Genomic DNA, 15,975 nt, shown 5'->3' with positions numbered 1-15,975 from the left:
AATGAAAAATTTAAAAGTGATGACAGTGGTAGGCACGCGCCCAGAAATCATTCGTTTATCTGCTGTAATCAATCGTTTAGAAAGTTCAGAAGCTATTGACCATGTATTGGTACATACGGGACAAAACTATGACTATGAGCTAAATGAAGTGTTTTTTGAAGATTTCAAGTTGAAGAAACCAGACTATTTTTTAAATGCAGCAACAGGTACAGCAATCGAGACCGTTGGGAATATCTTAATCAAGATTGATCCTATCTTGGAAGAAGTAAAGCCAGATGTCTTTTTAGTATTAGGTGATACCAATAGTTGTTTATGTGCGATTGCAGCAAAACGTCGTCATATCCCTATTTTTCACATGGAAGCCGGTAACCGTTGTTTTGATCAGCGTGTCCCAGAAGAAACGAATCGTAAAATCGTCGACCACACAGCTGATATCAATTTGACATACAGCGACATTGCACGAGAATATCTTTTGCGCGAAGGATTACCTGCAGATCGTGTCATCAAAACAGGCAGCCCAATGTTTGAAGTATTGAATTCAAGAAAAGAAGACATCCAACAGTCAGATATCCTTGAACGATTAGAGTTAAAAGAAGGGCATTATTTTGTGGTCTCCGCACATCGTGAAGAAAATATCAGTTCAGAAAGCAATTTCTCAAATCTAGTAGATAGTTTAAATGCAATTGCTGAAACCTATCAACTACCAATTATCGTGAGTACGCATCCGCGTACGATGAAAATGATCGAATCAAAAGGAATCAAGTTCCACGAGTTGATCCAAACGATGAAACCTATGGGATTTAATGATTACAATAAACTGCAGATCCATGCAAAAGCGGTACTAAGTGATAGCGGGACAATCAGTGAAGAATCCTCTATCTTGAATTTCAAGGCACTAAATATCAGACAAGCGCATGAACGTCCAGAAGCAATGGAAGAAGCCAGTGTGATGATGGTTGGACTAGAAAAAGAGCGGATAATGCAAGGACTAGAAGTATTGGGAACACAAGAAAAAGATACTTTGCGCCATGTGGCAGACTACTCTATGCCAAATGTTTCGGAAAAAGTTTTGCGCATTATCCTATCTTATACCGACTATGTGAATCGGGTGGTGTGGGGTGAGTGAAGAAAAAAATATTAATAGTTGCTGAAGGATATTTTCCTGCACAAAAATATGGTGGGCCACCGGTCAGTATACTAAACTTTTGTGAGCTATTAAAAGATAAATATACTTTCCATATTGTTACGCGTGATCATGACCTTAATGAAAATGAACGGTTGCAGGGCATTAATGAGGGATGGAATATAAGGCCAGAAGCGAAAGTTCTCTATGTAAATAGAGAAAAAAGTTTTTCTAAACTTATGGGTAGTGTAATCAAGGAAATAAAACCTGATTTAATATATATAAATAGTTTTTTTGATTATAAATTAATAGGCTCAGTTTTTTATACCAACTTTACTATACCGTTACTAATTGCGCCTAGGGGACAGTTGCTAGACGGAGCTAGAAGTAATAAAAGTATGAAAAAAAATGTTTATATAAATGTTTTTAAATTAGGAAATATATTCCATAAAAATATTTATTTTCAATCGACAAGCAATGAAGAGGATAACGTTTTAAAAAATCTGTTTCCATCAAACGATACAATATTATTTACCAATATCCCTAGTCCAAGCAAAGTGAATAACAAGAAGAATAAACACGAAAAAAAATTAAATTTGGTCTTTTTATCTCGAATCGTTCCCAAAAAAAATTTAGATTATGCAATTGAAATTTTAAATACACTTGAAGAAAATGTATATTTGGATATTTTTGGTCCTATAGAAGATAAAAATTATTGGGAGATTTGTCAAAAAAAAATAGCAGCTTTGCCTGCTAATATAGAGGTTAATTATAAAGGAAATATAAGTCATGAGGATGTTGATGGAGTATTTAGGAAGTATGATGCTTTCTTATTTCCTACTAAAAGTGAAAATTACGGACACGTTATTTCGGAGTCTTTGTCAAATGGATGCCCAGTTATTCTTAGTGATAAAACCCCGTGGAATGATATAGAAGATGGTCAAGAAGGCTACATTTGTTCTTTGGAAAATATTGAAGGATTTAGAAAAGCAATCAAAGCCTTATATAATATGTCTAATGAAGAATATCAAGTAATGCAAAATAACATCAAAGCGTTTATGAAATCCAGAATTGATTTCTCAATTTTAAGAGATGATATTTCTTTGAAACTCGAAAAGATAATGAATAACGGCAAGAAGTAATTTTATACGTCTGTAGATATAGCTAAAAAATTGATAAGTAAAAAACAGCTGTGATATGTGTTTATCTAATCTATTATTTGTTTGAAAGCAGTATGCAAAGCATCGTCAATATTTCAAGTTTCTTTTTTTGTTTATAGTATGTACTGGACAAGTGAATAATAAATAACGTTATGGAGAGTATACTTAATTATGAATATTTCAGTATTCGGCCTCGGCTACGTCGGTTTAGCGAACGCTTTGCTGCTTAGCCAGCATGAAAATGTTAAAGCATATGATATTGTCGAAGAAAAAATCGATATGCTACAAAATAAGAAGTCACCTCTAGAAGATAAAGAAATCCATGAATTTCTTGAACGAGATGATTTGAATGTAGCATTCACTAAAGATTTTGAAGAGGCAGTTTTATTTGGAGATTACTTGATTGTCGCGACACCAACGGATTACGATGAAAAGAAAAATTACTTTAATACTGCTACAGTTGAAGATGTTATTGAAAAAGCATTAGCTATTCGTCCTGATGCGACATTCATTATAAAATCTACTGTACCAGTGGGGTATACGGCAGACGTAAAAGAAAAATTTAAAACAGAAAATATCATTTTCTCTCCAGAATTTCTGCGTGAAGGAAGAGCTCTATATGATAATCTCCATCCTTCTAGAATCGTAGTAGGGGAATGTTCTGATCGCGGACAAGAAATTGCGGATATGTTTAAGCGAAATGCCTTAGATCAAGAGGTATCAGTTTTATTGACTCATGCTACTGAAGCAGAAGCAATCAAATTGTTTTCAAATACCTATCTTGCGTTACGTGTGGCCTACTTCAATGAGTTGGATACTTACGCTGAATCTCGAGGTTTAAATACAAAACAAATTATTGAAGGAGTAGGTTTAGATCCACGAATTGGTTCGCATTATAATAATCCTTCTTTTGGTTACGGGGGATATTGTTTACCTAAAGACACGAAGCAGCTAAGAGCCAATTATGAGGAAGTTCCAAGCAACATCATAGGCGCTATTGTGGAAGCAAATACAACAAGAAAAGATTTCATTGCAGAACAAATTTTAGCTAAAAAGCCGGAAACAGTCGGTATTTATCGTTTAACAATGAAAGCAAATTCTGATAACTTTCGATATTCCTCTATTCAAGGGATCATGAAAAGAATCAAGGCAAAAGGGATTGAAGTGGTGGTTTATGAGCCAACACTGGATGCCGAAGAGTTCTTTCATTCACGAGTAATCAAAGATTTTGAAGAATTCAAAAAAATGGCAGATGTGATTGTTTCGAACCGTATGGAAAGTCATCTGGCTGATGTTCAAGAAAAAGTTTATACGAGAGATATTTTTAGACGGGATTAAAATATGAAAAATATAGCAAAAAATTTTTTTTACCAGAGTTTATTCCAAGTCGCTAAAATAATTATTCCTATCATTACAATACCAATAGTATCAAATGCTCTTGGACCAGCAGGGCTGGGAATTTATAATTACACGTTTTCGATTGCTCAGTATTTTGTTTTGGTCGCTGGCTTGGGTGTGACAATATACGGAAATAGGGAAATAGCTCTAGCTTATAATAGAAATAAACAGGAGCTGTCAAAAGTATTTTGGGAGATTTTTGTTTTTAAAGCCCTCATTACAATCGGTGTTATCGTGGTATATTTCATTGTGGCTTTATTTCTAGACAATAGGATATATTTATTTATCCAATCTTTAACAATATTAACAGTATTTTTTGATGTTTCATGGTTTTTTATGGGGATCGAAGATTTTAAAAAGGTAAGTATGTCAAGTTTGTTTGTCCAATTAATTACTTTCGTTTTGATCATTTTGTTTATTAAAAATGAAGGGGACACAATCAAATATACAATGATACAAGCGACAGGCATCCTTCTTTCCCAAGTAGGGGTGTGGCTGTTTATCCCTAAATATATTCATTTTACAAAGATACACATAAAAAATAGCTTGAATCATTTGAAAGGTTCGTTTGAATATTTTATTCCTCAAATCGCAATCATGCTGTATACTAATTTAAACAAAACACTCTTAGGATTTACTTTGGGAAGTGTGGCTGTGGGTTATTTTATTAATTCACTGCAGTTAAATACAGTATTTATTACCGTCATCACAACCTTAGATTTAGTTCTTTTGCCACACATGACAGGAATTTTTGCTAAACGGAATACTGATAAGATTGTAAGAACGATGGAGAAAACAATTCATTTGCAGTTGTTCTTTTCTATTCCTATTATGTTTGGTATGCTGACTATTTATGACAAACTCGTACCTTGGTTTTTTGGAGAAAAGTTTCTGTATATAAATAATGTTATTCCTTTTTTTACAATACTTATAGTAATTATCCCATTAGGTATTTCTATATCTAGGCAATATTTGATGCCGATTGGACAAATAAAAGAATATAATAAATCAGTGATGATTGGTGCAGGTATTAATATTGTATTTAATCTGATTTTGCTGCCAACTATTGGGTTTTTCGGTGTAGTATTTTCAAATATTTTAGCCGAATGTTTTGTTACTTTTGTAAGAACAAAATCTTTCTTAGAGAGTACAGATTTTAAATTTGAATATCATAAAATTGGAATCTTTTTACTAGGAGGAATGTTGATGTGTACAGTCACACGTTATTTAACAAGTAATTTATCAAGTAGTATTTTTACTAATATTATACAGTTTGCTATTGCATTGCCTATCTATTTAACAATTACTACTCTATTTAAGGTAAATCCATTACTTGATTTATTAAATAAAAAATAGTTTTTACAAGTATGTTTATAAATTAGAACTTTGTTAAGGAGGTTATTATATTTTATGCTATTTTTTATAACAGTTTTACTGTTGTTAATATTAATGATTCCGTTAGTAAAATGGACAAAAGCAGGTAAAGATTTATTTAATCCAGTAACGATTTCATTTTTTTTTCTAATTATCACGTCTGTGCCTTATCTGTTTTCTATTGCAAATGATGTCTACATCATCCAACCACAAGTATTACGAGAAATTGGCATAGAAAATATTCCTAAAGAAATAATATATTTTGTCGTAATTTTATTGATAGGTGCGTTTTCTTTATATTTTGGTATGAAAGTACCTATGATTAAAAAATTTTCAAACTTACCTGGCCTTCCTAAATCAGAAAACAGAAAAAGATATATTGTGGGAACTTTGCTGTCTTTTTTTGTTGGTATGTTAGGCTATCTAATTTTTTTGAGAGGCGTAGGCGGATTTAGTGTTTTAACATCAAACCTTAATATTAGAACTCAAATGACAGCTGGCAATGGATATCTTTTGTCGCTGACAACAACTTCATTAACGATTTCTGTTGTTTGTTATATATATACGTTCAAATATAAGAAATCATTTATTAAATATTTCTTTTTATTGTTATTAATTTTATTTGTAGCTTTTCTCTTAACATCTTTAGGAGGAAGAAAACAAACGCTTCAATTAGTTACGTTTAGTTTGATCTCTTGGCATTATGGAGTTAAAAGGGTAAAAAAAATACCTAAAAAGATATGGCTGTTAGTTCCTCTTTTAGTAATTTATATTGTTGGAATACCTATTTTAAGAAGTCCTGATGGAATAGAAACACTTCTAAATAATCCTAAATATTTAGCGAGCGAAGTGAAGGATAACATTGGAAAATCTACAAAAGAGATAAGTTACATTGACACCTACTTGTTTATAACTAATCATTTTGATGTTAGTAACATATGGCTAGGCAGCAGTTTTAAAGATTTGTTATCTGCTCCCATCCCTAGTTCTATTATGCCCGAGAAGCCGCCTGTAGATGAAGGGGTCTATATAAGGACACTTGCAGAAGGGAATAGGAATATCAAACCATCAATGCCATTTAAAGAATTGTTTCCATCATCGTGGCCTCCAGAAACAATTGGTACTATGTACATGAACTTTTGGATTCCAGGTGTAATAATAGGGATGTTTCTTTTAGGGAAAATATATAAACTTGCTTATCTCTATATGAAAAAATGCGATTTTAACGCACATTCGGTAATGATTTATTGTTATATTTTATTAAATTTTCATTTAAGTAATTTAAGGATAACTCAAACTATTACGAGTATCCTTGTTATCTCAGCTTTCTTTTTTATGATTTTAGGATTTAGTATAAAAAAGAACGAAAAAGAAAAGAGGTATATAGTCAATATATAAATTAAACCCTTATGGCTAGTTAATTTTAAAATCAAAAGGGCAGATTATACTTATAGTGCAAAGGTTGATAAAAACCTCTGCACTATATTTTTTTAGTTTGAGGAGAGATGTATGAAAGTCTTTAAGTGGTTCGTAGAAACAATCGTATACAAAGAGGATACTTCGTTAGAAATGTTTGGTTTTGAAGTAGAAACATTGAATGATTCGAAACAAACAGTATTTGAAATTGTAAAGTATCGAACAAACGAGTTGTTAAAACAAAAAGGACAAAAAGCGAAGCGAACAACGATTTGTTGGATAGAGCTAAAAAGTGTTCAACATATGAGTAAATATCAGCGATTTGTTCGATTATACGAAACTAAAAGACCTCGTAAAGCAATTATGAATATCTTGAAAATTCCTTTTTGGAAACTACGACAATTCGAGGAATATTATAACGAAAATACGAAGCCATTGACGAAAAAAGGATATTTAGAATTAAAAACTTTTTTGAGTGATGAAGAAATTCGTAGACACCATAAAATACCTGAATGTGAGTTTCAGCAGTTTTTAAAAGGAATGTAAAAAAAATAATCTTGTGTACTATATAACTGGATATAATAGGCGCATTTCATGCGTACAGGGTTGAGCAATACTACTGATTTCAATAACCAAACTTTTAGGTAGTATACCCTTTATCAAAGCTCATAACCCACTTGCGATGGCGGGATAACCAAGCTGTTTACAAGATGCAGTGTAACCGTGGGGGTAAGAGGCGGGCTGATAATTGTTTATTTATAAAGAAATGTAGATTATTTGCATGATGGTTCTGTAATAATGGTTCGATTCCATTAAATGTAGTTGGCTATTATGTGTTTGAGATTTAGTCTTTTGGCTATCTACAACCCATTTAATCCTTTCTTATGATTTTGCATGGAAAAGTAAAACTTTTTTTGCTCTTAAACTTTTAAGCTGAAAGGAAGAATTTTTGAACACATGATAGTAAAAAAAATGTCTATAATTAATAGACAGCCAGACTGTAGACAAAGTCCCCAAAAAGGGGATGACGTCTACAGTTTTTTCTTTTATACTTAATGTATGAAAACGTTTTAAAGGAGCGTGGAAAAAATGATGTCAAAACATCCAATGAATGGAAGAGATCAATACATGATGATTTCCTTGGAAGATCTTGTGCCAAAAGATCACTTGATTCGAAAAGTAGATAAAGCAATCGATTTTACCTTCATTTATCCAATTGTTGAATCAACTTATTCGACCTTAGGTCGACCAAGTATTGATCCTGTGGTTTTAGTAAAAATCGTCTTCATTCAATATCTCTTTGGTATCCGTTCCATGCGTCAAACGATAAAAGAAATAGACACTAATGTCGCTTATCGTTGGTTTTTAGGCTACGATTTCAATGAAACCATTCCGCATTTCTCTACCTTTGGAAAAAACTATGTTCGCCGCTTTCGAGATACCACACTCTTTGAAGATATCTTTGCCTACATACTGGAACAAGCTGTCAAGGCTCGGATGATTACGGAAGATGTTCTCTATATGGATTCTACTCATATCAAAGCCAATGCAAATAAGCATCATTTTACTAGAGAAATGACGCATATTGAAGCAAAAGCCTATCAATCAGAATTAGAGAAAGAAATTAACGAGGAACGCATCAAGGCAGGAAAGCGACCTTTTATTTTCCCAACAGAAAGTGAGATGAAAGAACGAAAAGTAAGTAAAGTAGACCCGGAGAGTGGATATTATGTAAAAGGAGAACGAGAAAAACAATTTGCTTATTCTGCTCATACTGGTTGTGATGAACACGGATTCATTTTAGACGTCATTGTGACGCCTGGTAACCGTCATGATAGTCAAATTGCTCCTGATTTAGTTGCCTCTATCTGTACTAAATTTCCAGCGATACATGCTGTGGCTGCTGATGCTGGGTATAAAACTGCCACTTTTATAGAATTTCTCCGACGGAGAAATCTTCATCCTGTTCTTCCATATACACGACCTAGAGGTGATCGAACGTTACTAGCCAAAAATCAATTTGTCTATGACGAATACTACGATTGTTACCTGTGCCCTGAAAATCAACCCTTACGTTTTTCTACACTTACTCGAGAGGGATACCGTGAATATAAGTCAAAATCTTACATTTGTCAGAATTGTCCGCAATTGAAACAGTGCACAAGAAGTCAAAATCATCAAAAAGTAGTGACTCGTCATATCTGGCAAGCTGGGGTAGAGAATGCAGAACATCTTCGTCATACTTCCTTCAATCGAGAAACATACCGCAAACGTAAAGAAACCATTGAAAGAGTATTTGCTGATGCAAAAGAGAAGCACGGGATGCGCTGGACAAAATACCGAACTTTGGAAAAAGTCGCAGTGCATACGAGAATAATTTTTGCTGTAATGAATTTAAAGAAATTAGCCCTGTGGGGCTAGAAAAAGGCGAATGCCTTTATTTTTTTACTTTGATTTTGATACTAAGTTAAAAAAATACGCTCAACACTCTATTTTCTGAATGTTGAACGTATTTGTCTACAGTCTGAGACTTTTAAGAAAAGCCTTTTTATTTTTTTGATCTAAATATTTATTCTTTAATCAACTATTATTTTAGTAAAAAATAGATTAATTTACTAAAATAATATATAATAAAGGTAAAATTAGGAGGGAAGCATATGACGTGTATTTCATTATCGATTTTAAATCAAGAACAAGAAATTAGAAAAGCTAAGATAGATGATTCAGATTCTTTGAAAGAGTTAACTATTACAGGAAAAGATTTTGTTTGTTTAGCTGCTCGGGATTGTCAATTACAAGACGGCGATGTGATTCAAGTTTGTTTAGATACGCCCAATACTTATTTAATGGTGAAGTTAGATGCTACGCTTGATAGCAGTTTAATTTATGTTCCAGAACAAAAATGGACGTTTCCAATCAAAAAAAATGAAAACGCTATCGAAGCGCGAGCAGCGTATCGTTTTGAAACCAAGAAACCTTATATAAGTGTGCGTATTGCCACTAAAGAAGAAATTAAGAGTTATCGTAATTGGGCGTTAAATCCGCATGATTTACAACATTTTACTGGTGCGTATCCTCATGCATCTGCCAACGTGGAAACGCGAAATGATGCCACTTTTTTTGCTTGCAATGCGATTGATGGTACCTTCGCTAATCTTTATCATGGGCCGTATCCTTATCAATCATGGGGGATTAATCAGCAGTTAGATGCCGCATTAAAAATTGAATTTGGGCGTGAAGTCTTGTTGGATAAAGTGATCTTAACATTACGAGCGGACTTTCCCCATGATAATTATTGGCAACAAGTGACTTTAAAATTTTCCGACGGTACACATGAAGTTTTTAAAACTGTTAAGACTGAGCAACGCCAGAGCTTTACCTTTGCGAAACGGGCAGTGGAGTGGGTGATACTAACAGAGTTAATTCAAGCAGATGAACCATCACCATTTCCAGCATTAACACAAATTGAATTATTTGGTCAAAACAAATAAAAAATAAGGACGGTTCCTTTATAGGAGCGGTCCTTATTTTTTATTTCTGGCGTGGGCTAGTTGTCGATTGGCGGACAACCAATTCTGTGTTTAACAGGACTCTACGAGGAATGCTAGGCATTTGAATTCGTTTGTGCAATAAATTAATGCCTGTCTCGCCCATTTCTTCAGTAAAGGCATGGACAGAGGATAGCGGCGGTGAGACATATTGAGAAATAGAGATATCATTGATCCCCATGACACTAATTTCTTCAGGAACCTTTATACCGTGTGCGGCTAACGTATGTATCACACCGATTGCAAAGGCGTCATTATAAGCAAGAATCGCAGTAGGTAAATCATTTCCCCATTTTTCTAACGCTTCTTCTGTCAATTGTTCCCCCGTTTTGACATCCAACATGCCATTTTCTTTTAAGATAAAATAATCTTCGTTAAACAAGTGATAATGCTGCATAATGTCAAGATAAGCGTTGGTTGTCGGTGTTTTATAGCGACGGAAACCATACATATTTTCGCTTTCTTCGGCACCAATAAAGGCAATTTTTTCGTGGCCCAATTCTAAAAGATGAGTTAAGGCAATCTCGGTTGCTTGATAAAAATCAGTATTTACAGAATCAAATTCTTCCAATGGGAAATTACTGCCAATTACACAAAGATTGGGATGCAGTTGCTGCAACTCTTGTAACGTCTTTTGAGTGAATTTGCCAATTGCCAAAATGCCATCAATCCCTTGAAGGTTATGTTGTTCCAATTGAGAAACTTTTAGAATATTGTAACCTAACTCTTCGGCCCGTTTTTCAGCGCCTAAACGAATCGACATATAGTAAATATCCGTTAGTTCTTCGTCATCTGAACGCCACTGAACGACGGCAATCGAAGGCTCTTGCGGAGCTGTTTGTACGGAAAGGTTAGGTGTCAGTTGCTCCTGCTGTTTGTTTTTATTTTTAGTTTTATATTTCGTATAATTCAGGGTTTCTGCTGCTTCAAAAATTTTTCGCTTGGTTTCCTCTGTAACGGATAAGTTTGGATCATAGTTCAGAACTCGCGATACAGTTGAAATTGAAACATTCGCGACTTTTGCGATATCTGTGATAGTTGCCATTCTAAATGCCTCCTTCTCAAGTACTATTATAGCATATAGTATATTTCTTTTTAGTAAAAAAAAGCAAGAAAAAGCTTTTTTTACTTTTTTTTAGCAAAAACTATTGATTTTTTGACTAAAAAAATATACTATAAAGTCAAAGAAAGCGCTTTAATTCGATGGAGAAGGTGGTTTAGTGAAAAGATTTTCACTTTTTTTACTAATTTTACTTGCTTTAACAGGTTGTAAATCCGGTGAAAAAGAATTTGATGAAGAATCTCTTCAAAATCTAAAGGAAACGGCGCAGTCTTATTCAGAAACAGAATTACAAAATGGTGACGTTCGTTTAAATGAATATATTTCTTTGAAAGGGGAGATTGTTGAGAGCGACAGTCGTTCCAGTTTAATAAAAAAAGGTGATCGTTTTATTTTGAAAAGTGGTTCTAGTAAATATCAAGTTTTTAATGAGCAAAAGAAAAAATTGAAGATTGGTGACGAAGTGACAGTTTACGGAGAATATTACGGCTTTTTGAAAGGGACATTAATTGAAAGTGAGGAGAATCATGATTCAGCCACGAATTAGACAGAATCCTTTTGAAACATACGAAGAAGTTGCAGAAGGATTTGAAGATTTATTAGCGCCACTGGAATTGTTTTTTGATCGAGAATATCAAGGTCATCTGGATTTAGGGACACACGGGACAGTTTATTCTAAAGGAACACGTGACGCGGAGGCATTTTTACGACCATTATGGGGACTAGGTCCTTATGTAACGCAAAATGAAAGTGAGTATTTGAATGACTTTCTAACGGGAATTATCGAAGGAACCGATCCTGAGAGTTCATCTTATTGGGGAAAAACAAAAGATTATGATCAATTGATTGTTGAGATGGGAGCATTAAGTACATTTCTTTTGTTAAACAAAGAAAAAACGTGGGACCAATTAACAAAAGAACAGCAAAACAATTTACACAGTTGGCTGATACAAGCCAATGAAAACATTATTCCGCCAAATAATTGGCATTTCTTTAGAGTGTTGCTGAATTTAGCGATGAAACATTGTGAAATGCCGTATTCAAAAGAACAGATCGCTGTTGATTTGGCTGTTATTGATCGTTTTTATGTCGGTAATGGTTGGTATTATGACGGAGTCGAGACACAAGTTGATTATTATGTTTCTTTCGCTATTCATTATTATAGTTTATTGTATTGTCGTTTTGCCCCGGAAGATACCGCAAGAGTGGCTATTATGAAGGAACGAGCAACTTTGTTCGCGCAAGAGTTTAAATATTGGTTTACTCAGCCAGGAGAAGCGATTCCCTTCGGACGTAGCTTAACGTATCGTTTTGCTCAAGTGTCATTTTTTAGTGCCTTAGTTTTTGCAGATGTTGAAGCATTGCCGTGGGGTGAGATCAAAGGTCTAATCAGCCGACATCTTCATCAATGGATGAACAAAGATATTTTTACAACAGATGGATTATTGTCGGTAGGTTATGATTATCAAAATATGGTCTTTGCCGAAGGCTATAATGGTCCTGGTTCACCTTATTGGGCCTTTAAAACATTCATTTTGTTAGCGGTACCAAAAGATCATCCTTATTGGCAAGCAGAAACACAGCCTATTAGTTTTCCAGAAAAACACTTACCTTCACCAGAAAGTCGGAACTATTATCAAGTAAATGATGCAGGAACACATGGTTTAATGTTTCCAGCGGGACAATTTATTAATTATCAAGCTCATGCGCATGATAAATATAGTAAATTTGTTTATTCTTCCCATTTTGGTTTCAGTACTATAAAGAGTGATTATTGGTATTACGAAGGTGCTTATGATAGTTGCTTGGCTTTAGCTGAAGACGACCATTATTTCCGCACGAAAGGATTAGATGATCAGTACGAAATTCTTGATGATCGTATCATTCATCAATGGCATCCTTGGTCCGATGTAGCAATCAAAACGACAATTGTACCATTAGAAGGCCAACATTTACGGATCCACGAAATTGAGACACAACGTGCATTAGTGGCTTATGAAGGTGGCTTCTCAATCCCGCTCTTCGATGAAAAGGTCACTTGCGTTTCTGATCAAATGGCTGAGGTAAAAAATAAAAAAGGTGTGTCAAAAGTAGAAAATATCAACGGCTTTTCTGAAGCTGCGATTATTCGAACAGAACCGAATACAAATTTACTTTATCCGTTAACGGAGTTGCCATATTTGAAAGCAAACTTGTCGAAAGGGAAACATCTTTTAATTTCATTGGTGACAGGCGTACTACCGAATGAACAAATTGAGCCAGTTAAAGTTAGGTTAAAAGAAAATCAGCTTTTAGTTGAAGAAAAAGTTGTAATTTTGGGGAATTAGGGGGAGAAATACACAATGACAGAAAATGGACAGATTGAGTGGTTGCCGAAGCAAATCAGTTTTGCTTTAAACAAAGTTCGAGGAAATTTAGAGACATTTAAAGAATTAGTTCCACCCGCGGCAAGTTTAAATCAAATTTATTATCCTGAAGAAAATATTGACTGGACGGCCAGCTTTTGGCCAGGAATGTTATTTTTAGCAAAGGAATTAACAAATTCAACAGAGTTCGATGAAGTGATTACCACACAGATGGCTTCTTTTCAACATCGCTTGGATGAACAAATTGAGCTGGAAACACATGATATAGGCTTTTTGTATATTTTAACAGCCATTGCCGATTATCAAGTCAATGGTCATGAGGCCTCAAAAGAAATGGCCTTGCAAGCTGCGGACTTATTAATGAAACGTTATTCACCAAAAGCCAAGATTATTCAAGCTTGGGGGAATTTAGACGATCCAGAGCAACGAGGTAGAATGATTATTGATTGTTTAATGAACTTACCATTATTATACTTTGCAGCAAAAATGACTGGCAAGCAAGAGTATTATGAAGCTGCCTACAATCATGCGAAACAAACACAAAAATATATTGTGCGAGAAAATCACACTACGTTCCATACGTATTATTTTGATACGGAAACAGGCGAAGCTTTATACGGTAAGACGCAACAAGGATATTCAGACGATTCTTGTTGGGCTCGCGGCCAAGCCTGGGGAATTTACGGCTTTACGTTAAGTTATTTATATACAGGAGATAGTAGTTTTCTGGAAACAGCAAAAAATGTTGCTGATTACTTTATTCAAGAATTACCAGAGGACAAAATCTGTTACTGGGATTTAATTTTCAATGAAGGGAGTGAAGAAGAACGTGATAGCTCATCTGCTGCAATTGCCGCATGTGGCTTACTAGAATTATCTCGTCAGCTTCCATTAAATGATGAAAAACATGGCTATTATGAAAAGGTTGCGCTAGAACTATTACAAGCATTAGCGGAAAAGTATACAACGGTTTTACAACCAGAGTCGAACGGCCTATTGCTTCATGGTGTCTATGATAAAAAAACAAATACAGGAGTCGATGAATGCATGATTTGGGGCGACTACTTTTATTTGGAAGCGTTAACTCGTTTAGCGAAAAGCTGGTATTCTTTTTGGTAATTCATGGAGGAAAACTCCTAAAAAATAATAAATAGCGGAGGTAGTACAAATGAAATTTTGGAAAAAAGGCTTAACAGCGGTAGCGTTGTTAGCAGTGGCGGCAGTAACTTTAACAGCATGTGGTGGTTCAAGTGAAAAGAAAGCAACTGAAAAGAGTGAAGATGGCAAAACAAAATTAACAGTAACTACTTGGAATTATGACACGACCCCAGAATTTGAGAAATTATTCAGAGCTTTTGAAGCGGAAAATCCTGATATCACTATTGAACCGGTGGACATTGCTTCAGATGATTATGACACAAAAGTAACAACGATGCTTTCATCAGGAGATACGACGGATATTTTAACCATGAAAAACTTACTTTCATATTCTAATTACGCGCTACGCAATCAATTGGTGGATTTAACCGATCACGTTAAAGATTTAGATATCGAACCTGCCAAAGCAAGTTACGAGATGTATGAAATCGATGGTAAAACCTATGCTCAGCCTTACCGTACAGATTTCTGGGTATTGTATTACAATAAAAAAATGTTTGATGAAGCCGGAATTGCCTATCCCGATAACTTAACTTGGGATGAATATGAAGCGTTAGCGAAAAAATTATCTAAACCAGAAGAACAAGTATATGGTGCCTATCAACATACTTGGCGCTCAACCGTTCAAGCGATTGCTGCTGCTCAAAACAATGCCAATTTGATTGAACCAAAATACAATTATATGGAAACTTATTATGATCGCGCATTGAGAATGCAAAAAGATCAATCACAAATGGATTTTGGAACAGCAAAATCAACAAAAGTAACGTATCAATCACAATTTGAAAATTCAAAAGCGGCGATGATGTACATGGGTAGCTGGTACATGGGGACTTTATTAACAAACATTGATGATGGCAAAACAAATGTCGAATGGGGGATTGCCGAAATACCACAACAAGAAAAAGGCAAAGCAACTACCTTTGGCTCACCGACAAGTTTTGCAATTAATAAAAACAGTAAAAAACAAAAAGCTGCTCAAAAATTCTTAGACTTTGCTTCAGGTAAAGAAGGTGCAAAACTTTTAGCAGAAGTAGGGGTGGTTCCTTCTTATAAAACAGATGAAATTGATAAAATCTACTTTGCAAGAAAAGGAATGCCTTCAGACGAAGTCTCACAAAAAGCCTTTAACCCAGATACAATTAATTTAGAATTCCCATCTGATAAAAACGGTGCCGCAATTGATAAAGTATTACAAGAAGAACATGATTTAATTATGGTCGGCGACGAAAAACCAAAAGATGGTATTGCTAACATGGAAAAACGTGTCAAAGCAGAGATAGACTAATTATTATTTTCTGCAAAAACACAAAAGATTGATGAAAAAAATAAGCTGAAATGAGTAACCTACAATGAATTTCAGCTTATTTTT

13 protein-coding genes are annotated in these 15,975 nt (G+C 34.5%); 12 read left to right on the top strand and 1 reads right to left on the bottom strand.

Annotation, left to right across the window (positions count from 1 at the left end; genetic code table 11):
- Position 1: 1 nt before the first annotated feature.
- The 8 genes from wecB to IGL56_RS08630 all read left to right on the top strand — a co-directional run bounded on the left by wecB (position 2) and on the right by IGL56_RS08630 (position 9,962).
- Positions 2–1,126, top strand: coding sequence for a non-hydrolyzing UDP-N-acetylglucosamine 2-epimerase (gene wecB, locus IGL56_RS08665; RefSeq protein ID WP_010709685.1), 1,125 nt, complete (start codon positions 2–4; stop codon positions 1,124–1,126).
- Entirely contained in the window at positions 1,123–2,265 is a 1,143-nt protein-coding gene (locus IGL56_RS08660) for a glycosyltransferase (protein WP_010709684.1), read from the top strand. Before wecB ends, IGL56_RS08660 begins: the two co-directional genes overlap by 4 nt.
- 189 nt (positions 2,266–2,454) lie before the next feature.
- On the top strand, positions 2,455–3,621 hold the full coding sequence (locus IGL56_RS08655) for a nucleotide sugar dehydrogenase (RefSeq protein WP_010709683.1): 1,167 nt from the start codon (positions 2,455–2,457) through the stop codon (positions 3,619–3,621).
- Between the two features lie 3 nt (positions 3,622–3,624).
- Positions 3,625–5,037, top strand: a complete 1,413-nt coding sequence (locus IGL56_RS08650; protein ID WP_010709682.1) for an oligosaccharide flippase family protein — start codon at positions 3,625–3,627, stop codon at positions 5,035–5,037.
- Between the two features lie 54 nt (positions 5,038–5,091).
- A complete protein-coding gene (locus tag IGL56_RS08645) occupies positions 5,092–6,453 on the top strand; it encodes an O-antigen polymerase (protein ID WP_010709681.1) in 1,362 nt (453 codons plus the stop codon).
- Between the two features lie 111 nt (positions 6,454–6,564).
- Complete coding sequence (locus IGL56_RS08640) at positions 6,565–7,017, top strand: hypothetical protein (RefSeq protein WP_010709680.1); 453 nt, start codon at positions 6,565–6,567, stop codon at positions 7,015–7,017.
- Between the two features lie 543 nt (positions 7,018–7,560).
- Entirely contained in the window at positions 7,561–8,892 is a 1,332-nt protein-coding gene (locus tag IGL56_RS08635; RefSeq protein ID WP_010709679.1) for an IS1182 family transposase, read from the top strand.
- 236 nt (positions 8,893–9,128) lie between these two features.
- Positions 9,129–9,962 (top strand): hypothetical protein, encoded by an 834-nt coding sequence (locus tag IGL56_RS08630; protein WP_010709678.1) that lies wholly within the window; start codon positions 9,129–9,131, stop codon positions 9,960–9,962.
- Positions 9,963–10,002: 40 nt separating this feature from the next.
- On the opposite strand, the gene IGL56_RS08625 is transcribed toward IGL56_RS08630, so the two are convergent.
- Positions 10,003–11,064 carry a LacI family DNA-binding transcriptional regulator gene (locus IGL56_RS08625; protein WP_002356832.1) on the bottom strand — a complete coding sequence of 354 codons (1,062 nt, stop codon included), beginning with the start codon at positions 11,062–11,064 and terminating at the stop codon, positions 10,003–10,005.
- A gap of 175 nt (positions 11,065–11,239) precedes the next feature.
- On the opposite strand from IGL56_RS08625, the gene IGL56_RS08620 reads away from it, so the two are divergent.
- From IGL56_RS08620 to IGL56_RS08605, 4 genes are read left to right on the top strand one after another with little or no spacing between them, the layout of a single operon-like run.
- Positions 11,240–11,626, top strand: coding sequence for a hypothetical protein (locus tag IGL56_RS08620; RefSeq protein WP_002356835.1), 387 nt, complete (start codon positions 11,240–11,242; stop codon positions 11,624–11,626).
- Positions 11,607–13,406, top strand: coding sequence for a DUF2264 domain-containing protein (locus IGL56_RS08615; protein WP_010709677.1), 1,800 nt, complete (start codon positions 11,607–11,609; stop codon positions 13,404–13,406). Before IGL56_RS08620 ends, IGL56_RS08615 begins: the two co-directional genes overlap by 20 nt.
- A gap of 15 nt (positions 13,407–13,421) precedes the next feature.
- Positions 13,422–14,564, top strand: coding sequence for a glycoside hydrolase family 88 protein (locus tag IGL56_RS08610; protein WP_002372110.1), 1,143 nt, complete (start codon positions 13,422–13,424; stop codon positions 14,562–14,564).
- A gap of 49 nt (positions 14,565–14,613) precedes the next feature.
- Complete coding sequence (locus IGL56_RS08605) at positions 14,614–15,891, top strand: ABC transporter substrate-binding protein (protein WP_002372108.1); 1,278 nt, start codon at positions 14,614–14,616, stop codon at positions 15,889–15,891.
- Positions 15,892–15,975: the final 84 nt, after the last annotated feature.

It is taken from the genome of Enterococcus sp. DIV1316a (assembly GCF_050536915.1).
Taxonomy (GTDB): domain Bacteria; phylum Bacillota; class Bacilli; order Lactobacillales; family Enterococcaceae; genus Enterococcus; species Enterococcus faecalis.
This window is presented reverse-complemented; position numbering and strand designations above follow the sequence as displayed.